22 protein-coding genes, 2 tRNA genes and 1 pseudogene are annotated in these 19,917 nt (G+C 63.3%); 15 read left to right on the top strand and 10 right to left on the bottom strand.

Annotation, left to right across the window (positions count from 1 at the left end; translation table 11 throughout):
* Positions 1–217: 217 nt before the first annotated feature.
* Positions 218–1,504 carry a citrate synthase gene (gene gltA, locus LU493_RS06370; RefSeq protein WP_275286952.1) on the top strand — a complete coding sequence of 429 codons (1,287 nt, stop codon included), beginning with the start codon at positions 218–220 and terminating at the stop codon, positions 1,502–1,504.
* 121 nt (positions 1,505–1,625) lie between these two features.
* Positions 1,626–2,510, top strand: coding sequence for an NAD(P)-dependent oxidoreductase (locus LU493_RS06365; protein ID WP_275286951.1), 885 nt, complete (start codon positions 1,626–1,628; stop codon positions 2,508–2,510).
* A 438-nt stretch (positions 2,511–2,948) separates the two neighbouring features.
* On the opposite strand, the gene LU493_RS06360 is transcribed toward LU493_RS06365, so the two are convergent.
* The 3 genes from LU493_RS06360 to gltX all read right to left on the bottom strand — a co-directional run bounded on the left by LU493_RS06360 (position 2,949) and on the right by gltX (position 4,908).
* Positions 2,949–3,024: transfer RNA gene (locus tag LU493_RS06360), tRNA-Glu, on the bottom strand.
* Positions 3,025–3,047: 23 nt separating this feature from the next.
* Positions 3,048–3,123 (bottom strand) — tRNA-Ala (locus LU493_RS06355).
* A 306-nt stretch (positions 3,124–3,429) separates the two neighbouring features.
* A complete protein-coding gene (gltX, locus tag LU493_RS06350; protein WP_275286950.1) occupies positions 3,430–4,908 on the bottom strand; it encodes a glutamate--tRNA ligase in 1,479 nt (492 codons plus the stop codon).
* A gap of 265 nt (positions 4,909–5,173) precedes the next feature.
* Between gltX and LU493_RS06345 the strand changes: the two genes are divergently transcribed.
* Positions 5,174–5,755: a helix-turn-helix domain-containing protein gene (locus LU493_RS06345; protein ID WP_275286949.1), complete on the top strand. Its 582-nt coding sequence runs from the start codon at positions 5,174–5,176 to the stop codon at positions 5,753–5,755.
* Positions 5,756–5,768: 13 nt separating this feature from the next.
* Here the strand turns inward: LU493_RS06345 and LU493_RS06340 are convergent, their stop codons facing one another.
* The 7 genes from LU493_RS06340 to LU493_RS06310 form a co-directional block, all read right to left on the bottom strand.
* A complete protein-coding gene (locus tag LU493_RS06340) occupies positions 5,769–6,335 on the bottom strand; it encodes a hypothetical protein (protein ID WP_275286948.1) in 567 nt (188 codons plus the stop codon).
* A gap of 175 nt (positions 6,336–6,510) precedes the next feature.
* Positions 6,511–7,071, bottom strand: a complete 561-nt coding sequence (locus tag LU493_RS06335) for a hypothetical protein (protein WP_275286947.1) — start codon at positions 7,069–7,071, stop codon at positions 6,511–6,513.
* Between the two features lie 96 nt (positions 7,072–7,167).
* Complete coding sequence (locus LU493_RS06330; RefSeq protein WP_275286946.1) at positions 7,168–7,470, bottom strand: hypothetical protein; 303 nt, start codon at positions 7,468–7,470, stop codon at positions 7,168–7,170.
* 822 nt (positions 7,471–8,292) lie between these two features.
* On the bottom strand, positions 8,293–9,399 hold the full coding sequence (locus LU493_RS06325; RefSeq protein ID WP_275286945.1) for a histone deacetylase family protein: 1,107 nt from the start codon (positions 9,397–9,399) through the stop codon (positions 8,293–8,295).
* Between the two features lie 766 nt (positions 9,400–10,165).
* A complete protein-coding gene (locus tag LU493_RS06320) occupies positions 10,166–10,927 on the bottom strand; it encodes a DNA adenine methylase (protein WP_275286944.1) in 762 nt (253 codons plus the stop codon).
* 142 nt (positions 10,928–11,069) lie between these two features.
* Complete coding sequence (locus LU493_RS06315) at positions 11,070–12,170, bottom strand: phage portal protein (RefSeq protein ID WP_275286943.1); 1,101 nt, start codon at positions 12,168–12,170, stop codon at positions 11,070–11,072.
* The gene (locus tag LU493_RS06310; protein ID WP_275286942.1) at positions 12,167–13,942 is read right to left on the bottom strand and encodes a terminase large subunit domain-containing protein; all 1,776 of its coding nucleotides are present in this window, start codon (positions 13,940–13,942) and stop codon (positions 12,167–12,169) included. Before LU493_RS06310 ends, LU493_RS06315 begins: the two co-directional genes overlap by 4 nt.
* Before the next feature lie 140 nt (positions 13,943–14,082).
* Here LU493_RS06310 and LU493_RS06305 point away from each other — a divergent pair, with 140 nt between their 5' ends.
* From LU493_RS06305 to LU493_RS06255, 12 genes and pseudogenes are all read left to right on the top strand, one after another.
* Positions 14,083–14,901: a GPO family capsid scaffolding protein gene (locus tag LU493_RS06305; RefSeq protein ID WP_275286941.1), complete on the top strand. Its 819-nt coding sequence runs from the start codon at positions 14,083–14,085 to the stop codon at positions 14,899–14,901.
* 9 nt (positions 14,902–14,910) lie between these two features.
* Positions 14,911–15,921 carry a phage major capsid protein, P2 family gene (locus tag LU493_RS06300; protein ID WP_275286940.1) on the top strand — a complete coding sequence of 337 codons (1,011 nt, stop codon included), beginning with the start codon at positions 14,911–14,913 and terminating at the stop codon, positions 15,919–15,921.
* Between the two features lie 9 nt (positions 15,922–15,930).
* Positions 15,931–16,662 (top strand): phage terminase small subunit, encoded by a 732-nt coding sequence (gene gpM, locus LU493_RS06295; RefSeq protein WP_275286939.1) that lies wholly within the window; start codon positions 15,931–15,933, stop codon positions 16,660–16,662.
* Positions 16,663–16,758: 96 nt separating this feature from the next.
* On the top strand, positions 16,759–17,247 hold the full coding sequence (locus tag LU493_RS06290) for a head completion/stabilization protein (protein ID WP_275286938.1): 489 nt from the start codon (positions 16,759–16,761) through the stop codon (positions 17,245–17,247).
* Positions 17,244–17,456: a tail protein X gene (locus LU493_RS06285; RefSeq protein ID WP_275286937.1), complete on the top strand. Its 213-nt coding sequence runs from the start codon at positions 17,244–17,246 to the stop codon at positions 17,454–17,456. Before LU493_RS06290 ends, LU493_RS06285 begins: the two co-directional genes overlap by 4 nt.
* Positions 17,457–17,481: 25 nt before the next feature.
* Complete coding sequence (locus LU493_RS06280) at positions 17,482–17,700, top strand: hypothetical protein (protein WP_275286936.1); 219 nt, start codon at positions 17,482–17,484, stop codon at positions 17,698–17,700.
* Entirely contained in the window at positions 17,697–18,212 is a 516-nt protein-coding gene (locus tag LU493_RS06275; RefSeq protein ID WP_275286935.1) for a lysozyme, read from the top strand. The genes LU493_RS06280 and LU493_RS06275 overlap by 4 nt, the downstream gene beginning before the upstream one ends.
* Positions 18,197–18,634: pseudogene (gene lysB / locus LU493_RS06270) on the top strand (Rz-like lysis system protein LysB); the annotation flags it as partial. The gene LU493_RS06275 and the pseudogene lysB, both read left to right, overlap by 16 nt.
* Positions 18,549–18,773 (top strand): Rz1-like lysis system protein LysC, encoded by a 225-nt coding sequence (gene lysC / locus LU493_RS20030; RefSeq protein WP_428994531.1) that lies wholly within the window; start codon positions 18,549–18,551, stop codon positions 18,771–18,773. The pseudogene lysB and the gene lysC, both read left to right, overlap by 86 nt.
* Positions 18,770–18,898 carry a hypothetical protein gene (locus LU493_RS06265; protein ID WP_275286933.1) on the top strand — a complete coding sequence of 43 codons (129 nt, stop codon included), beginning with the start codon at positions 18,770–18,772 and terminating at the stop codon, positions 18,896–18,898. The genes lysC and LU493_RS06265 overlap by 4 nt, the downstream gene beginning before the upstream one ends.
* A gap of 15 nt (positions 18,899–18,913) precedes the next feature.
* Positions 18,914–19,417 carry a phage tail protein gene (locus tag LU493_RS06260; RefSeq protein WP_275286932.1) on the top strand — a complete coding sequence of 168 codons (504 nt, stop codon included), beginning with the start codon at positions 18,914–18,916 and terminating at the stop codon, positions 19,415–19,417.
* Entirely contained in the window at positions 19,404–19,862 is a 459-nt protein-coding gene (locus tag LU493_RS06255) for a phage virion morphogenesis protein (RefSeq protein ID WP_275286931.1), read from the top strand. The genes LU493_RS06260 and LU493_RS06255 overlap by 14 nt, the downstream gene beginning before the upstream one ends.
* The last annotated feature ends 55 nt before the right edge of the window (positions 19,863–19,917 follow it).

Genomic DNA, 19,917 nt, shown 5'->3' with positions numbered 1-19,917 from the left:
CACCCTGACAGGCCATGCGGAGACCGCGCCATGCATGGTGCGAAGCACCATTTCATGTACAAAAGCCATACAACACAAACAAATAGGTAACACTAACGGCACCGATAGACCAATTGACAATTACGAGGACGCTTCTATAGTGGGCGAACCTTTTTGCCGGCAAGTCCTGCAAGATAGCGACTTATCGGCTCATCAAGAACACGCAGAGGAGGCCATCATGGCTGACAGGAAAGCGACTTTGACGGTAGAGGGCCTAGACAAGCCGATCGAGCTGCCGATCTACTCCGGCACGCGCGGGCCGGACGTGATCGACGTTCGCGGCCTGGGCTCGGAAGGTCTCTTCACCTACGATCCCGGCTTCATGGCCACCTCTTCGTGCCGGTCCGCCATCACCTACATCGATGGCGGCAAGGGCATGCTGCTCCATCGCGGATACCCCATCGATCAGCTGGCCAAGCATTCCGACTTCGTCGAGCTGTGCTACCTGCTGATGTTCGGCGAGCTGCCGAGCCAGGACGAGTATGACGCATTCGCGAATCGCGTCACCTCTCACACCATGGTGCACGAGCAGTTGGCCAACTTTTTCAAGGGCTTCCGCCGTGACGCCCACCCGATGTCGATCCTGTGTGGCGTGGTCGGCGGCCTCGCGGCCTTCTATCATGACCATCTGGACATCACCAAGCAGGAAGATCGCGAGATCAGCGCCATTCGCCTGATCGCCAAGATGCCGACCCTCGCGGCGATGTCCTACAAGTACAACGTCGGCCAGCCCTTCAATTATCCTCGCAATGACCTGAACTATGCGGAGAACTTCCTCTACATGATGTTCAGCAACCCCTGCGAGGACTACAAGATCAACCCGGTGTTCGCCAAGGCCATGGACCGTATCTTCATGCTCCATGCCGACCACGAACAGAATGCCTCCACTTCCACGGTGCGCCTGGCTGGCTCCACCGGCGCCAACCCCTTCGCCTGCATCAGCGCCGGCATCGCCGCTCTCTGGGGCCCGGCCCACGGCGGTGCCAACGAAGCGGTATTGAACATGCTCGACGAGATCGGCGACGAGAGCGAGGAGAACATCCAGCGCTTCGTCGATCGGGCCAAGGACAAGGACGACCCCTTCAAGCTGATGGGCTTCGGCCACCGGGTCTACCGCAATTTCGACCCGCGCGCCAAGGTCATGAAGGAGACCTGCGACGAGGTACTGGAGCAACTGGGCCGCGCCGACGATCCTCAGCTCAGGATCGCCAAGCGCCTCGAGCAGATCGCCCTGGAAGACGAGTACTTCATCGACCGCAAGCTGTACCCGAACGTCGACTTCTACTCGGGCATCATCCTCAAGGCCATGGGCATTCCGAAGAACATGTTCACCGTGATCTTCGCGGTGTCACGCACTATCGGCTGGATCTCCCACTGGCACGAGATGATCAGCGACAGCTACAAGATCGGCCGCCCGCGCCAGCTCTACGTGGGCCACGACAAGCGCGATTATCCCGCCGAGTAACGCTGCGGCGGCGATGTAAAGCGTGCTGATTCGAAGGCCACCCTCGCGGTGGCCTTTTTCATTCGGCCGACACCATCCGGCAGTCGAGCCCACCGTCCACCCCTGAAACCAGGAGCGCCACATGAGCCAGACAATCAACCGCATCGCCTTCATCGGCCTCGGGGTAATGGGCCGCCCCATGGCCGGTCATCTGGCCCGAGCCGGCTTCGAGGTCCACGTCTACAACCGCACGACATCCCGGGCCGAAGCCTGGGTCGAACACTTCGGTGGCCATCATCACGCCACGCCGCGCCAGGCCGCCGAACAGGCCGATCTGACATTGCTCTGCGTGGGCAACGATGACGATGTGCGGCACGTCGCCCTCGGCGAGGATGGCGTCCTGCACGGCATGCCGACAGACAGCCTGCTGGTCGATCACACCACGGCGTCGGCCCGACTGGCCGAATCCCTCGACATGGCCTGCCGCGAACGCGGCATCGGCTTCCTCGATGCCCCGGTGTCCGGTGGCCAGCAGGGCGCCGAGAACGGCGCCCTGACCATCATGTGCGGCGGCACCGAGGCCGACTTCGCCCGGGTCGAGCCCTTGCTCGCCCAGTACGCTCGCGCCGTGAACCTGATGGGGCCTGCCGGTAGCGGTCAATTGACCAAGATGGTCAACCAGATCTGCATTGCCGGCCTGGTCCAGGGACTCTCCGAAGGCCTGCACTTCGCCGAACGCGCCGGGCTGGATCAAACCAGGGCCATGGAGGTTATCTCACAGGGCGCCGCGGGCTCCTGGCAGATGGAAAACCGCCATCGCACCATGATCGAGGATGAATACGACCACGGCTTCGCGATCGACTGGATGCGCAAGGACCTGGCCATCTGCCTGGAACAGGCACGCCACCTCCAGGCTCGTCTTCCCGTCACCGCCCTGGTGGATCAGTTTTATGCCGACCTGCAGGCCATGGGAGGCGGACGCTGGGATACCTCCGCCCTGCTACGACGACTACGCGCCTTCGACTGAACAATGCCGCGGGGGCATCTTCACGCCCCCTTTCGGCCCGCTCTCCCATGCCTGAAGCCTTTTCCACACATTCTGTGGATAACCCTGTTCAAAACCTTTCCAAAACGTCCCTGAATCGCCATGAACAGCGGCTCGCTCTTAAATTGATCAATTTTTAACCCAATGATAAGAACTTGATTTAATTGAACTTTTCTGAGAAGCCCAGTACCATGCGGGCTGACGGCAGGTATCGCCGGCCACCACACCACAGGAACAGGAGACGTGGACAAGTCAAGCCCGAAAACAGGTTTTCATGGCACTGAGTGAGACGCATACCCACGCGGAGAACGGTGCCGATCACAGGAAAATCGATACCGCGGCGGCATGCGGATGACAAGACCGATCATCGCTGGATGACGAAGCGGAAGCGTCATGCTGACTGAAAGAAGAGAAAGGGAGTGGCGTCCCATAGGGGGTTCGAACCCCTGTTACCGCCGTGAAAGGGCGGTGTCCTGGACCACTAGACGAATGGGACGCATCGACTTCGAAGCGAGATGGTGGTGGAGCCTAGCGGGATCGAACCGCTGACCTCAACACTGCCAGTGTTGCGCTCTCCCAGCTGAGCTAAGGCCCCACATCTCGTGAAGACGGGGCGTATAATACTTACAACTCGCTTCTTCGTCAACACCTCGTGCTTCGCACGAGAGCTGGAAGCTGGAAGCTGGAAGCTGGAAGCTGGAAGCTGGAAGCTGGAAGCTGGAAGCTGGAAGCTGGAAGCTGGAAGGCAGAATGAACCCCAATGGTATGAGGTCAAGATTTTTCTTCCGGCTTCAAGCTTATAACTTCAAGCTCCCGGCGCAGCCGGGTGGTTTTTCTTCCAGCTTCAAGCTTACGTCCGCGAAGCGGGCGATCTTCCCGCTCCAAGCGGCGCAGCCGCGTCTTACAGCTCTCTATACTCTTTCTCGAAGCGCTTGGTCTGTTTCTTGGAGACGCCGCCCAGCACCTCGATGGCGTGGCGCAGGCGAGCCCGGGTCATGTCGGAGCCGAGGATAGCCATGGCGTCCATGACCGAGGTGCTCGATGATGAACCGGTGATGGCGATAAAGACCGGTGCCAGGAAGTCTTTCATCTTGAGCTCGAAATGAGCGGACAGGGCCTTCACCTCTCCGAGCAGGGCTTCCTTGTTCCAGGCAGGCACAACCTCGAAACGCCAGACCAGGAACTGCAACAGCTTGAGCAAGGGCTCGCGCTCGAGCTTGACCGGGTCGAAGCTCCCCTCGTGGATGGCCGGCAGCCCCGAAAAGAAATGCCCGGCGAGAGGCATCACCTCGGAGAGTGTCTCGACCCTCGGGCGCACCTGAGGCAGGATCTCGCGCACATAAGCCTCGTTGAAGGCCCACGTCTTCAGGGCCTCCAGCAGCGCATCATCATCGAGATCCTCGCGGATGTAGAGGCCATTGAGCCAGGTCAGCTTCTGCAGGTCGAAGACCGGTCCACCCAGCGAGACGCGCTGGATATCGAAATGCGCCATCATCTCGTCGAGGGTGAACTTTTCCCGCTCGTCGGGCATCGACCAACCCATGCGCCCCAGGTAGTTGGCCACTGCCTGGGGCAGAAAGCCCATGCGTCGATAGTAGTTGATCGACGTGGGGTTCTTGCGCTTGGAAAGCTTCGACTTGTCCGGATTGCGCAGCAGCGGCATGTGGCACAGCGACGGCATGGGCCATCCGAAGTACTCATAGAGCAGTTGATGCTTCGGGGCGGAATTGATCCACTCTTCCCCGCGCAGCACATGCGTGATCCCCATCAGGTGATCGTCGACCACATTGGCCAGGTGATAGGTCGGCATGCCATCGGATTTGAGCAGAATCTGCGCATCCACCTGCGCCCAGTCCACTTCGATGGTGCCACGCAGCATGTCCTCGACCACGCAGATCCCATCGGTCGGCACCTTCATGCGCACCACATGGGGCCATCCCTCACGCTCGCGACGCGCCACCTCATCTTCGGGCAAGGCCAGATCATCGGGCTTCAAGGCCAGGTGCTGGCCAGCGGCCTTGCGCTCTTCCCGTAACGCATCGAGCTCTTCGCTGGTACGATAACACTTGAAGGCATGACCGGCGTCGAGCAACTGCCGAGCATACTCGACATAGATATCACCACGCTCACTCTGTCGATAGGGCCCATGAGGGCCTCCCACATCCGGCCCTTCATCCCACTCGAGCCCCAGCCAACGCAGAGAGTCGAGGATCATCTGCTCGGACTCGGCGGTAGAGCGAAGACGGTCGGTATCCTCGATACGCAGGATGAACTGGCCTCCTTGCTGACGAGCGAAGCACAGGTTGAACAGGGCAATATAGGCCGTGCCTACGTGGGGGTCCCCGGTGGGAGACGGCGCGATACGAGTTCGTACGGTCATGTCATCCTAGGTCCGATCGATGAAAAAGAGGCCCTGTCATCAGGGCAGTTGGCCGCATTATACCCACCCGACAGCACATCCGCAGGGCCATTCATGCGATCCAGGGCCGACACCTGACCAAGGGCAATGACACCTCTCTCAACGCCTCCCCACTGGCGCATTCGTATTTTTTGAATCAGTTGTTGCAGCGTTGATGCACGTTATTGCACAGTTTCAAAGGATCACGGAGGATGCCCCTCCCCCAGCCTATCGACAGGACGCTCACATGGATACTCTCGGCCCACGAATCAAGCAACTGCGGATGGAGGCCCAATTGAACAAGGCCGCCCTGGCTCGTCGAGTCGGCGTTTCCGACGTCACCATATCCTATTGGGAGTCCGGCACCATCAAACAGATCGGACACGCCCGCCTGGTCGCCCTGGCCAGGGCATTGGGCTGCCCGCTTTCCACCTTGCTGAATGGGAACAGTGAACGCCCCCGGCCCGACTCTCTCACATCAGAGCGTTCACACCCGCTTCCCTGGGAATCCGACAGGTTCGGAGGCAACACGCTGCTTTCCGCACACACGGCACACGATGGCTGCCATCTGGTCACCCCCGCCCCGGGATCTACCTTCGATTTCCTGGGCACGGAGGACCTCGCCGGGATTGTCCCCGTCACGGACTTCGACCAGCCAGGGCTCTACCTCATCGAGCTCGCAGACCAGTTGGCGATTCGGCACGTCCGCCAAGACGCTCAGGGGCAATTGCTCGGCCAGGCCCAGGATGGCAGCCATCCCGAGACTCCCCTCTCTGCCGGCCACCTCCTGGGAAAGTTGGTCGCGCTCTGGCGGCGCCAGTCCATGTGACTCGGTCGACCTCTTATTCCATGGGAGCCACCTCGACACCACCAGGTTCGATACGCAGAGGCCACTGCGCCTCGACGACCTGCCCCTGACCATGCTCGGTGGTCACGACCCAAGGCCCGCTCAGATGTTCGCCTCGCCGCCCCAGACGCGCCTTGACGGATGCCGGCTGGACACTGACGGGAGGCATCGTCACGCGAATGCGATAAGCACCTTCCGGCAAACCGCTCCCGGACCCGAAGGGTCCAGCGACGAAACCGTCCTCTTCGACCACGACACTTTCCCGCCAACTCACGCCACTAGCGTCCCGCTCCGCCATCACTCGCAACCGGGTGCCCGGCGGCAGGTTGGTCGTCCCCTCGAGCATCAGACGACTCGCCTCGTCCAGTCGTATCGACACCTCGAAAGTGACATCCTGATCGAAGGGCGCCAGCTCGGCCGAGGAACTCGTGTCCCGCCCCTCCTCGGGCTGGGCGACCCCACCGAGAGGCTCGGCGGACTCATCGCCCTGTTCTTCGCCATTGCCACAACCGGCCAGCAACGACAGCGTTATACCCGCCACGACTCGACGCCATCCTTTCATGCGCGCTCCCTCGACCCCAGGATGAACTTCCAGAGTACCACCCCCGCCCCCTCCCTTCCGATACATTGATAATGGTCATGACGCAGCAGGCTCGTACCGGCCGTGTCGTGGACAATGGCCAATGCCTCGAAAGCGGACCGGAAAGGCCCGCCCATGGACTCGAGAAGGGCCTCTGCTAGCCGGTCGCATTCAACAGCTCGAGCACAGAGGTCTTGGACTTGAGCGGCACCTGCTGGTGTAGACGGGCAGACAGTTCCCGCACGGAGATCAACCCGCGGATCTGTCGATTCGCGTTGTCCCGCACCAGGCAGTAGGGCTCGCCCGCTTCACGCAGGGTTGCCGCCAGGTCCGCCACGGAAGCGCTTTCCAGGTCTTCATAGTCGAGTGCCGGCATGACAGAACGGGGCAACATCAGATCAGCAGCGGTCAAGCTCTCGCGATCGATACCGAGCGTCGCCTGGACAGCGATCAAGTTCTGCTCCGAGAGGCGGTCCTGGCTCAACAGTCCGATGAACTCCCGCTGACGATCCACCACCAGCTTGCAATCCACCTGCTGCGTCGCCATCAGACTGGAGGCCCAGAGAGCGGGCATCGAGGCACTGATGGCACGAGGGCGATACTGTCGAAAGTCCATCATCAGACTGAGTGCCGGCGAACTTCCTTCGATGTCGAAGAACTCCTGGGGGGTGACCAGATGATCGGCGATATCGAGTCGTGACAAGGGCAAGAATTTCATGTTGCATACCTCTGAACAGCCCGCGTCGGCATGTCCCCGAGCGCGGGGCATTCTCGAAAAAGGCTCGTGATGAGCCTGGCTGTCGGAGAGAAACGTTCAGAGGTATTGTGGCGGCGCCCGGATGGACTGGCCCGTGCGACGGCGAGGACCATCTGCAGCAGAAGGCGACACCAGGCCCGATGCCGAGGCGTCCCACGATGCAAGAAAGACGGGAGCGGAAAGCTCGTCGATATCCCCTTCGTTTGTATCCGTCAGCGTCGCGCCGAGATTGAGATCATCCCACGCAAGGACCGCCTGCGCCTTGCCCGATGCCGTCACCCCCTCCGCGCCCAGCGCCGAGGTCGACAGCATGGCCCCGAAGACCAGGGTTGCCAGACAAAGAGTGAGGAAGCGGCGCATAAACAGACTCGTCAACCGATGGGGGCACTCGAACATACATCGAGACACGTCCAAGCTACTTCAAGGACCCCAGCAGCGCAAGAAGGTTCCGGGCCCGCCCTTCATCATGGCCATCCATCAACGACTCATGGACAAGACACGTCTCGCGCACCGGAAAAACCGGTCGTTGCAGCCGGCAGGCCTGCCCACGCCATGTCATCTCATTCCCGACTCTCGTCGCGGCTTCTGCCCTCCCCCGAGCATCCCTGGCGGCAAAGCGCTCTACCTTCCCGCGAGTCTGTCTTGTCTATGCCGAACAGGCCTTCTTTCGTACAATGCCCGCCATCAGCCACCGCGCTTCCTAACGCTTCCAAAATACCGGCAATGGTGTATCACCGGCCGGTCGACAACAGACTCCGCGAGAATCTGGCACACCAGGATCGGTGTCGAGTGGTACCAGGGGTCTTACTGTGATCGGACGAACTCCGTCACAAGGGTTAACTAACTGCTATGTCGACAAGAGATTCACTTTCAGCGGCTCGCCGATTCAGTGTCGCGCCTATGATGGATTGGAGAACACCCCGAGAGTGACGGGGGTTACAGCACTTCTGTAGCAAATTCGTAGCAACCCCAGGCAAAATATGCCCGACGTAGGCAACAGTCAGCCGACCACCTCCAGCCTTGCCCCAGCACCAAGCGTTTCGGCAAGCACCCGGTTGATAGGCTCAAGCAGGACGAAACCCACGCATACCTAGCTGCTCTAGGCGAGGTGTTCAATTGTGATCCTGAGCCACTTTTAAAAACATCCCGAGGCGGGGCTATGGCAGCTCGGCGTTCGCCGAGTCATTCCGGGGGTGACCCGACGAAGGCGCCGCGGTGAAAGCCCGCTGCGGCCTCGACCTCGGCGATGCCACGCTGGCCGGGTTCCGGCGGCTCGTCGCCGGCCAGCACTCGAAGCACCGACCAGACGCCGCGTGACAACGAGATCAGGTTGTAACCGCCCTCCAGTACGAAAACCAGGCGTCCCTGACAGTGCTGGTGGGCTAGGTCCTTGAGGATACTGGTCATGGCGGCGAAGCCGTCATAGGAGACCTCCATGGCCAGGTCATGGCTGTGCGGATCGAAACCGGTCGAGACCAATATCAGGTCGGGCTGGAACCATTCGGCCGCCGGTACCAGGATCTCGCGAAAGGCCTTGAGGTAGGCGGCATCGCCAGCGTCGGCGGGGAGGGGGACATTGACGTTGGTGCCATCCCCCAGGCCCATGCCGATCTCCTCGAGACTCCCCGTGCCGGGATAAAAGGGGGCGGCGCGGTGCAGGTCGAAGAACAGCACGTGCGGGTCGGCCCAGAAGATGTCCTGGGTGCCGTTGCCGTGATGAGCATCCCAGTCGACGATCATCACTCGCCTGCAGCCCAGTGCCGCACGGGCATGGGCGGCGGCCACCGCCACGTTGTTGAACAGGCAGAAGCCACGGGCGCGCACCGGCTCGGCGTGGTGGCCGGGAGGTCTCACCAGCGCGAAACTGCTCTCGGCCCTCCCCTCGATGACGGCCTCGACGGCGGCGATCGCCGTGCCGGCAGCCACCTCGGCGGCGTCGACGCTGCCGGGCGAGACGGCCGTGGTGTCCACATCCAGCCAGGCGCTCTGGCCGCGAAGCTCGAAGATATGGTCCAGATAGGAACTGGTGTGCACGCGGCCCAGTTGCTCCCGCGTCGCTGCCATGCCTGACTCGAAGGTCACGCCAGCAACTGGCTCGAGTTCCAGCAGATGCCGGATGGCAGTTAGCCTGGCGGGGTGTTCCGGATACTTCCAGGGGACACCCAGCCCCGACAACAGACTGCGGATACGATCATCCATGCGACCCGGCACGAAAGGCACCTCGATATCCGGCTCATGGGCCAGCATCCGCTCGTCATAAAAGGCGATCACGCGGTTCTGTTCGGCCATTGCGAAAGCTCCCTGTTGTGCTCACCATAGAGACGAGGCGGGTCATACAGCTGACTAGAGAGTATCAGGACTGTAAGCGGTCATTCCAAGTCAGGCAGCCTTCTTGGCCTGGCTCTGTTGCTTATAATACAGCGCTTCTCGCTCGGCCGGCGGTATGTTGCCGATCGCTTGAGGGCCATAGATGTGCGGTGAGGAACGGCCGAGATTTGCCGTGCGGACGCGCGAAAAGGCCTCCCGATGAGGCAGCCTGATGAGGGCTTGAAACGAAGCCTGACAACCACGGCTCTCATTGCCATCAAGTACCAAAAATGACACAGCTCGCAAGAGCCGGCTGCCGATCTCAGCCGGCTCTTTGCGTTGGTACCCTGCCCTACGACCAACCGCCTGTGCACAAGTGCGGAAAACTGCATAAAAGCGCATAACAGGATCGGGTATTTAAGCGCCTCTCACGCCCAGGGGCGGCGGGCCCTGGAGTCAAGATGCGTGGGTGCATAAAAACCAACACGTTTAGCGCGCAGGCGGGGCGGGGTGTCGACGGCGCGCGGCGGTGCGCTGCCGGGGTCGCCTTGGGCCAGGCTGGCCGCGTGCGCGACGATCTCGGGTCGGGTCGAGCCGACGCCCGGATCAGCTGAACGGCGGCGACCGGCAGGCGGGTGCATGGGGCTATAGACGCACTATAAGGAACGAATGCGTCTCACCCGATTTTCACGCAAGTGCACGCGAAAAGGCCGCCCTGGTTGAGGCGGCCTGGTTCATGCTGGTGAGGTTATCGGTTGGTGATGATCAGCTCACCGCTTTCCTTCGAGGCCTTGCGGCCGACGGTGTAACGCAGCTGGGTCGAGCGAATGTTGAGGCCAGCGAACGCTCGACGCATCTCGGGAATGTCGTTGACGCTGATCACCATCTGGCCCTGGATGCGATGGGCGAGTTCGGCCATGCGATCATACTGTTCGAGCCCGAACTCGTTGCCATACCCTGCCGTGCCCCAATATGGCGGATCGAGATAGAACAGCGTGCCCGGCCGATCGTAGCGCTCGATGCACTCCGCCCAGTCCAGGTGCTCGACCACCGTTCGAGACAATCGAAGGTGCGCCTGGCTGAGATCCTCCTCAAGACGCAGCGGGTTCATACGGGGCGGACTGGTCACCGTGGTGCCGAACGATTGCCCCTGTACTCGCCCTCCGAACGCCAGCTTCTGCAGATAGAAGAACCGCGCCGCCCGCTGGATATCGGTCAGGTGGCGTGGATCCTGCTCACGCTGGCTCATGTACTCGGCTCGACTGACCAGGCTCCATCGGAACTGCCGGACCAGCTCATCAGGATGGTGCTTGACGCAACGATAGAGGTTGATCAGCTCACCGTGTGCATCGTTGATGACTTCGACATGGCTGGGCTCCTTCATGAAGAAGATCGCCGCGCCGCCACAGAACGGCTCGACATAGGTAGTGTGGTCGTCAAACAGCGGAATGATCTGTTTGGCCAGGCGTCGCTTGCCTCCCATCCATGGGAGAATCGGCTTATTCGTCATCCTTTATACCTGTTTATATATACAGCATTGAGATAGAATGATGCTGTTGCTCGAGGAGCTCGGGAGGCTCCCCAGCGATCAAGGATGAACGCGAGCAATTCGCGCCCGTTGGCTCAGCCACGGGCGCTTTTTCTTATGGTTGCTATGTGGCCGGGCTGCCATCGCCCTCGAGGGAATACGGGTCGAACCGCACGATTTCCTCGCCGGCCCATTCGTTGATCTCGCGCATGGTGGCCTGCAGCGGCTCGAGCTCGTTGGCGACGAACACCCGGGCCGCCTTCTCGACATCGCCGAAACCGCCGGTGTTCTGCGGGATGATGCCCATCAACTGAGGGGGGATCCGGTGACCGGCGAGTTGGTCATCGCGCGTGATGTTCTTGATGTTCCAGAAGTCATCCTTGGCGGCGACCTCCGAGACCGGGATGATCTGCACCCCGTCCTTCTTGCCGTTGGGCGAGTACATGAACAGGTTCTTGAAGTTACCCACGCCCTTGCTCTCCTTGAGCGCCTGGCGAAGGTCGTCGATGTCGCGCTGGTCATGAGCCGGGTCGCTGACGTACATCACGAACCCGGCGTGGCTGCCGTTCAGGTAGTAGCGCCGGCGGAACAGCGTCGCAGACTCGTTGAGCCAGGCCGACTGCAGGCTGCCCAGGTAGTCCGGCACGCCATAGATCCCCTGGTCGATGTCCGGCTCGAGCAGGTGCATAACCCGGCCCCGCGGCAGCTCGGTACGTTCCAGGTAGTTGGGCACCCACCAGTAGCGATCGGCCCGCTTGCCGCCGCGGCGCATGTATTTGGCGCCCAGGTGGCGGAACGGTAGCCGCTTGCCCAGCCGGCCGCGCACCTCCTCGAGGTAGCCATTGCCGAACACCAGGTAATCCAGGGCCAGCGCCGAGAACGTCCGTCGACCCAGCAGCTCGTGGGGCTCGAACGTGCGCAGCAGGATGTTGCGTTTCACCTGGAGCGCCGAGCCGTGGTGAGCCGTGGCCCGGTAACTCTTCGCCAGGATCGACATCGGCACCGGCGGCTCGTACCACTCGTCCGGCGACAGCCAGATCCCCTCGTAGATCACATCGCGCATGCTGGTCACCGGCTCCGGGTCGCCGAAGCTGAAGGCCTGGGCACGGGCGTTTGACGATACGGGCGTTTCCGTTGACAGGCTGGCCGATTCGCTTGACGCGGCGCCGCCATCGCTGACCTGGTAGGCCGGAACGCGGACGCGGGGTTTCTCGGTGGCGGTCATTCGGACATCTCCATGATGGACTGCCCAGCCCCTACGGCCGGGCCGTCGATCGGTTCGTGGCTGAGGGCGTGCATGGCGGCCCAGGCAAGGTCGGCATGGCCGGTCGCCTTGCTGCGCCCGCTGGTGTAGGTGAATTGGCGGCCGGAGGCGGTGAGTTCGCGCTTGATGGCCATGAACGACTCAGCCATGTCCCTCCAGCCAGCGTCGAACTCGAGCCGGTCCTTGCGCATGATCTGCTGAGCCTGCATGACCAGCCGGCCCTTCACCGCCGGGTCATAGCGGAAGCGGGTGAGCGTCGGGAACCACTTCTCGACGTGCTCGGCCACCGCCTCGCCCAGACCGCTGACATCGATGCCGATATGCTCGATGCGGTACTTGGTGCGGAACGACTCGATGAACGCCGCCTGGGCCTCGTAGTCCTCGCCCTTGAGCCGGTGACGCTCCAGGATGCGGTGCTTCTCGCCGGCACTGCGTGCCGGCAACACCACCACAAGGCCGGCGCCGTCGCCATCCTCGCCGGTACCGGTCGGGTCGTATCCGATCCACACCCCGCGGTCGCCCACCGGGCGCGGCGCAAACGGCCGGTAGTCGTCCCAGACCTCCCAGCTGTCGACCATGCAGGGGTGCACCAGGGACAGCGGGAAGGCGCTCTGGCTGTCGTCGACAAACTGGCACATCAGCAGGTTCGCGTACTCGTCGGGGCTGTATTCCAGCTTGAGCTGCTCAAGGTCGAACAGGTCGCAGCCGCCGGCGATGGCATCCTCGACGGTGACGATCTGCCGCCAGTGGCCGTCCGGGCATAGCGCCCCGCCGGCCAGCGCGGCGTGGCTGACATCGAACTCCTGGCGCTCGCTCTTCTTGCGGCGCTTGTTGAACAGCTCGCCGGACCAGAACGGGTAGGCCTCGTGGCCCAGGCTCGAGGGCGTCGAGAAGTAGGTCTGGCGCCACTTCTTGTGCATGGCCATCCCGGAGGTGACCTTGCGGAATTCCTGGAAGCGGTGAATCCAGAAGTACTCATCCAGATAGACGTCGCCGTGGTAGCCCTGGGCGGTCTTCGAGTTGGTGCCCAGGAAGTGCAATTCCGCGCCATTGTCCAAGACGATCGGATCGCCCTTGAGGTCGACGTCGCAGACCTCCTTGACGAACTTCGTGATGTAGTTACGGAAAATATGCGCCTGGGCCTTGCTGGCCGAGAGGAAGATCTTGTTCCGGCCGTGCTCGAAGGCGTCGACGATCGCCTCGAGGGAGAAAAAGTCCGTCGCGCCGATCTGGCGGCTCTTGAGAATGTTGCGAATGCGATGCTTGAGCCCGGCCTCATACCAGTCCAGCTGGTACTGAAAGCACCGTTCGAGGAACGCCGCCTTGAGCTGCTCGATCTGGTCGTCGTCCAGGTAGTTGCGGCGAGGCTTCTTCTTCTCGCCGGCGTTGCGGCGCTCGATGTTGGGATTGAGATCGCCTTCCTTGCCCGTCTCCTGGTACCGATGCACTCGGGCCAGCCGCTCGATCTGCCGACCTAGCAGGTCGATTTCCTTGAAATCCCTCCCTTCCTTCGCGTCCTTGCCGATCAGTTGAACCAGACGCGACTCCAGCGCCCCTTCCACCCGCTCGGTCGGCGACGCCTCCTCCCAGCCGTCGCGTTCCTTCCAGCTATGAATGGTCGGCGCCTTGATGTCGAGGAACTCGGCAATACGCGCCACTCGCCAGCCCTGCCAGTAGAGATGGCGGGCCGTCAGGCGCGGGGAATCTGGGGTATCGGGTAGCGGTGTCGTCATGCCGACAGCCTACCCGCGCGCGAGGCGCCACCGTCCTGGCCTCGGTGTAGGCGTGCCCTCTTACACCGGCCCCGCGTTGAGGCGCTGGCCGTGGGCGCGGAACCTGACGGCATCGTCAGACACCCGACCCGAGGACGCCCATGCACTGGTTCCAAGTCGCCACCGAAGGCGCCACCACCGACGGCCGCGAGATCAAGCGAGAATGGATCGAGCAGATGGCCGCTAACTACGACCCCGCCACGTACGGGGCCCGCATCTTCATGGAGCACATGCGCGGGATGCTGCCCGATGGACCGTTCGCGGCGCTCGGTGACGTCACCGCGCTGAAGGCGGAGGAAGTCGCCGGCGGCAAGCTCGGCCTGTTCGCCGACATCGACCCGACCGACCAGTTGAAAGAGATCAACGGTCAACGCCAGAAGGTCTACACCTCCATCGAGGTCAACCCGAGTTTCGGTGATACCGGCGAGGCATATCTCGAAGGCCTGGCAGTCACCGATTCGCCGGCGTCGCTGGGGACCGAGATGCTCAAGTTCTCGCGCGAAGCGGGTCAGTCCTCCCCGCTGGCCGCCCGCAAGCAACATCCGGACAACCTGTTCACCGCCGCGGTCGAGACCGCGCTCGATTTCAGCGAGCCAACCGCCGAGGAACAAGGCCCCTCCCTGGCCGACCGCGTCAAGGCGCTGTTCAAGAAGCACGACGCCAAGACCGCCAAGGGCTTCGAGGCATTCCGGGGTGAGCTCGAGCAGACGCTCGAAGTGTTTGTCCAGAAACATGGCGACCTCAAGGCCGAGCTCGACAAGCGCCCCTCCGCCGAGGCCTTCAACGAGTTGAAGACCGCCCACGAAGAGGTCAAGCGCCGTCTCGACGAGCTCTATACCCAGCTCGACAACACCCCCGACACGCCGCATCGCGCCCCCGCTCTGGGCAGCGACGGCGGCGCCGCCCAGACCGACTGCTGAGGACACCCAATGCGTAACGATACCCGTCAAGCTCTTAACCAGTTCCGCGAGCGCCTGGCCACCATCAATGGTGTCGCCAGTGCCACCGAGATGTTCAACGTCGAACCCTCGGTGCAGCAGACGCTGGAATCCCGCATCCAGGAGTCCAGCGAGTTCCTGGGCCGCATCAACGTGGTCGGCGTCGACGAGATCAAGGGCCAGAAGGTCGGCATGGGCGTTATCGGACCGATTGCCGGGCGTACCGATGTCGAATCCAAGGATCGCGCCCCGCGTGACGTATCCGAACTGACGGCCACCGGCTACGAGTGCGCCTCCACGGAGTTCGACACCTACGTCAGATGGGCGCAGCTCGACGCCTGGTCGCGCTTCCCCGATTTCCAGACTCGACTGCGCAACGCCATCGTTCGCCGACAGGCGCTGGACCGCATCATGATCGGCCTGAACGGTACCGCGGCGGCCGTCGAAACCGACCGCGTCGCCCACCCGATGCTGCAGGACGTCAACAAGGGCTGGCTGCAGCACTACCGCGACGCCGCCCCGCAGCGGGTGCTCAAGGACGGGGCCACCGCCGGCAAGGTCGTCATCGGCAGCGGCGGCGATTACAACAACCTCGACGCCCTGGTATTCGATGCCGTCAACGAGATGGTCGATCCCTGGCATCGCGAGTCTACCGACCTGGTCGCCGTGATGGGCCGGAAGATGCTCGCCGACAAGTATTTCCCGCTGATCCAGCAGCATGCCGAGACGCCCACCGAAGCCCGGGCGCTGGACATGATCGTCAGCCAGAAGCGTGTCGGCGGCCTGCAGGCGGTGCGCGTGCCCTTCGTGCCCGACGGCGCCATGTTGATCACCAGCCTCGAGAACCTCTCCCTGTACTGGCAACGCGGCAGCCGCCGCCGTTACCTGCAGGACAACCCCAAGCGCAACCGGATCGAGAACTATGAATCCTCCAACGACGCCTATGTCGTCGAGGATTACGGGTTCGGCTGCCTGGTCGAGAACATCGAGTTCGCCCAGTAAGGAGCCCCGATGACATCCCCCGCTCGTCGACACTACCAGCGCGTCACCGCCGCCATGGCGGCCGGTGGCGCCTCTCCGGGCCAGTCGCAGTCTGGCGAACAGTACGAACTGCACGCAGCCGCCCTGTATGAGGCCCGGCGCACGCTCAAGGGCATCAAGAGCACCGAGCGCAAGATCGACAAGAAGCGCGAGCTGTTGCCGGAGTTCGACGCCTACGTCGCCGGCGTGCTCGAGGCTGGTACCGGCGCCCAGGACGACGTCGTCGTCACCGTCATGCTCTGGCGGCTGGATATCGGCGACCTCGCCGGCGCCCTGGCCATCGCCGAATACGCGCTGCGCCATGGGCTGGATACGCCCGACCGCTTCGAGCGCGACACGCCGAGCATTGTCGCCGAGCAGCTGGCCGAGGAAGCTATGCGGCAGCTCGAAAAGCCGCACGACGACACCGATGAAGGCCGGGCCCACGCAGCCAACGACGCTGCTGAGCTGGCCATGCACCTGGCACGCGCCGAAGCGCTTACGCGCGAAGCGGATATGCACGACCCCATCCGCGCCAAGCTGCATAAGGCCCTGGGCTATGCCGAACGCGCGCGCGGTGGCCACGCCGCCGAGGCCCTGGAGCACCTGCAGCGCGCCCTGGAGCTCAACGACCGCGCCGGGGTGAAGAAGGACATCGAGCGCCTTGAGCGCGAACTCAAGCAACAACAGAACGCTGGCCAGGGCAGTAACGCCCCGGCCTGACACCGAGTCGCACGCCGACGCCAAGGGGGCACCGGCCAGCGAGCGGCCCCGGCCTACCTCGCCGAACCGGTCCACCCCCTTCTTAACAGGAGTCCCATGAGCAGCTTCGTTTCCACCGGCATCCACTCAAACACCACGCCAGACGCCGAGCCGCCCGCGCGGCCGGTGACCAACAACGGTTTCTGGCCGGACATTGAGCCGGAGACCTTCCGCGATCGACACCGTCTCGACGGTACCGTCACCGATGCGCGGCTGACCGGTGCTCTCGAGGCTGCCATGGCCCACATCAACCGCGTGCTGCGCGATTGGCAGGCCGAGCAGATGGCCGACGGCTACCCCACTGTCGATGCCATCCCGGTGCCGATCTGGCAGGCCCCGGGCATCTACCGGGCCCTCTACGAGCGGGCCGTGATGTCGATGGCTCACGCCGGCCTGGCAGAGCGCTATGCCGACTACGACGCCACCAATTCAGCCCGGGAGCGCGGCCTCGAGCTCGACGACCCGGCCGATGCCTACCGCCGCGATGCCCATTGGGCCATCTCGGAGATCGAGGGCCGGCCCCACACTACCGTCGAGTTGATATGAGCCGCACCGTGCGCAGCGAGCAGGGCGACACCCTGGACCGCATTTGCTACCGCCACCTCGGCCGCACCGCCGAGGTGACCGAGCAGGTCCTGTCACTCAACCAGGGAATCGCCGAGCTGGGTGCCGTGTTGCCTTCGGGCACCCCGGTCACCCTGCCCGACATCGCCCCCGAGCCCGTGCGCGCACCCAGCGTGCAGCTCTGGGACTAACACGACCGACAACGTAGGACGCCCCATGGCGCAAGAGCTCAACGTCACCACCGAGGCCATGAAGACCACGCCACCGGCACTCGTGGCACTGCTGCATGCCGGCGGCATGACGCCGTCGGACTGGGTCACCGTGCTCACGCTTTGCTATCTGGGGCTACAGATCGGCCTGCTGGTACCGCGCTATATCAACCGCTTTCGACAGTGGCGACGCCAACGCCGCACCAACACGGAGACGGAGACATGATGAACCGAAACCGCTGGCTCGGCGGAGGTGCCATCGGTGCGGCCGCCGGCGGCGCGCTCACGCTTGCCATCCAGGTGGTCGGCCACTACGAAGGCACTCGCAACACGGCCTATACCGACCCGGTGGGCATCCCGACCATCTGCACCGGGCACACAGGTCCGGATGTCGAGCTCGGCCAGACACTCAGCGACGCCGAGTGCCAACGTCTATTGGCCGGAGATCTGGGTGAGGCCTTCGACGCTCTGCAACGCGAGGTATCCACGAGCGTGTTGGATGCCATGCCACCGACCCGGCGTGCTGCCCTGGGCAGCTTCATCTTCAATGTCGGAGAAGGCGCCTTCGCACGGTCCACGCTGCTCGAGCGCCTCAATGCCGGCAAGGTCCGCGCGGCATGCAATGAGCTGTCGCGCTGGATCTACGCGAACGGCCGTAAGCTCGCCGGACTGGTCAAGCGCCGGGCCGCCGAGCGCGAACTCTGCCTGGTGGGGGTGGGATCATGGGATCGATCTTGACCCGACTCGACGGGCCACTGGTCCGGTGGGGACTGCTGTTCTTCCTGCTGATCGGCCTGGCCGTGGGTGGCTGGGCGCTATGGGAGCGCGGTAACGCCGCCCAGCAATACGCCGCACGTCTGTCGGATCAACGCGATCGAGCCCAACAGGAAAGCCGGCAACGCCAAGTGGTCATCGAGGCGCTATGGGATAACGCCGAGCGTCTCGCCGACCAGCGTCGTGCCCTGAACGATACGCTCGCAACGCTCGAGCGCACCGCCTCCGACCGTCTCGCCAGCCTCGAGGAGCTGCAACGTGAAAATGCCGAGCTACGCGCTTGGGCCGACACTCGTCTGCCTGAGTCTGTTATCCGCCTGCGCGACCGAAACGCCGTCACCGGCGCCGCCGCTTATCGTGAAGCACTGCGCGACCCCGTCTCCCTGCACGCTGCCGGCCAGCCATCCGACGACCAACGGTGAAATGCACCGCCAGTTGGAACTGACAGAGGCCGCCTGGGCAAGCTGCGCTGCCCGAGTCGACGCCATCATCGACTGCCACGCCACAACGGGAGATGCGCCATGACCTTTCGCCAACGCCTGCGCACTATCCTGACCCAATGGCTCGAAGCCTGCCTCTCGCCCCTGCGCTGGCTCGGTCGCCAATGCGACCGTCTGGCGGTGGCCATTGAACGTCGCCTGCGGCGCTGACCGGGAGACCTCACCATGCGCAAACTCAGCGCTCTGCGTCAGTATCTGATCGACGCCGTGCCCGACCTCAAGCGCGATCCGGACCGCCTGCTGACCTTCGTCGAGGATGGCAGCGTGCAGTTTTCACGCGGTCCCAACCTCAGCCACGGCTATCGCTTCACCGCGCAACTGATCCTCACCGACTACGCCGGCGAGATCGACGCCATCATGCTGCCGCTGCTTGACTGGCTGTCGATCTATCAGCCCGACCTCGAACCCGAGCAGGCCGTGTCATTCGAGGCGGAGATCCTCAACAACGACGCCGTCGACCTCGCCCTGCGGGTGCGCCTCGACGAACGCGTGGTCGCAAAGCGCGACTGCGAATCCGGCCGCATCACCGCCGAGCACCGCATGCCGCGCTTCGAACGGCCCGACTGCCCCGGCGTGAAGTGGACGCTGGAGATCCGCGAGCGCCTCGGCGGCGACTTCGTCAAGATCGCCGAGTGGGAAACGGCCGGAGTCGACGATGAGCTCTACTGACCTGGAACAACTCGAGGACTGGGTCGGGCCGTTGCTCGCCCGGCTCGAGCCCAAGCAACGCCGCCAACTCGCCCGCCGCGTCGCCACCACGTTGCGCCAGAATCAACGCGAACGCATCAAGGCCCAGGAAAACCCCGACGGCAGCGCATACGCCCCACGCAAACCCCAGAACCGCCAGAAGGCCGGCTCGATCCGCCGGCGTGGCATGTTCAACAAGCTGCGCACCGCCAAATATCTGCGCACGCGCGGTACCAGCGACGCGGCGGTCGCCGGCTTCTTCGGCCGCGTCAACCGCATCGTCCGCGTGCACCAGTACGGTCTGCACGACAACGTCGACGGCGACGGCCCACGCGTGAAGTACGCCGAACGGCAACTGCTCGGCTTCAGCGACGCCGACCGAGAGGCCATCCAGGACGCTCTGCTCGAGCACCTCACAACGCCCTGAACCATCCCCGGTGTAGAGCGCCACTCTTACACCGGGCACCGCTTCGCCCGCGCGC

This window comes from Halomonas elongata, assembly GCF_029081005.1.
Classification (GTDB): Bacteria; Pseudomonadota; Gammaproteobacteria; order Pseudomonadales; family Halomonadaceae; genus Halomonas; species Halomonas elongata_B.
The sequence above is the reverse complement of the archived record's forward strand: the minus strand, read 5'-3'. Positions and strand labels throughout refer to the sequence as shown.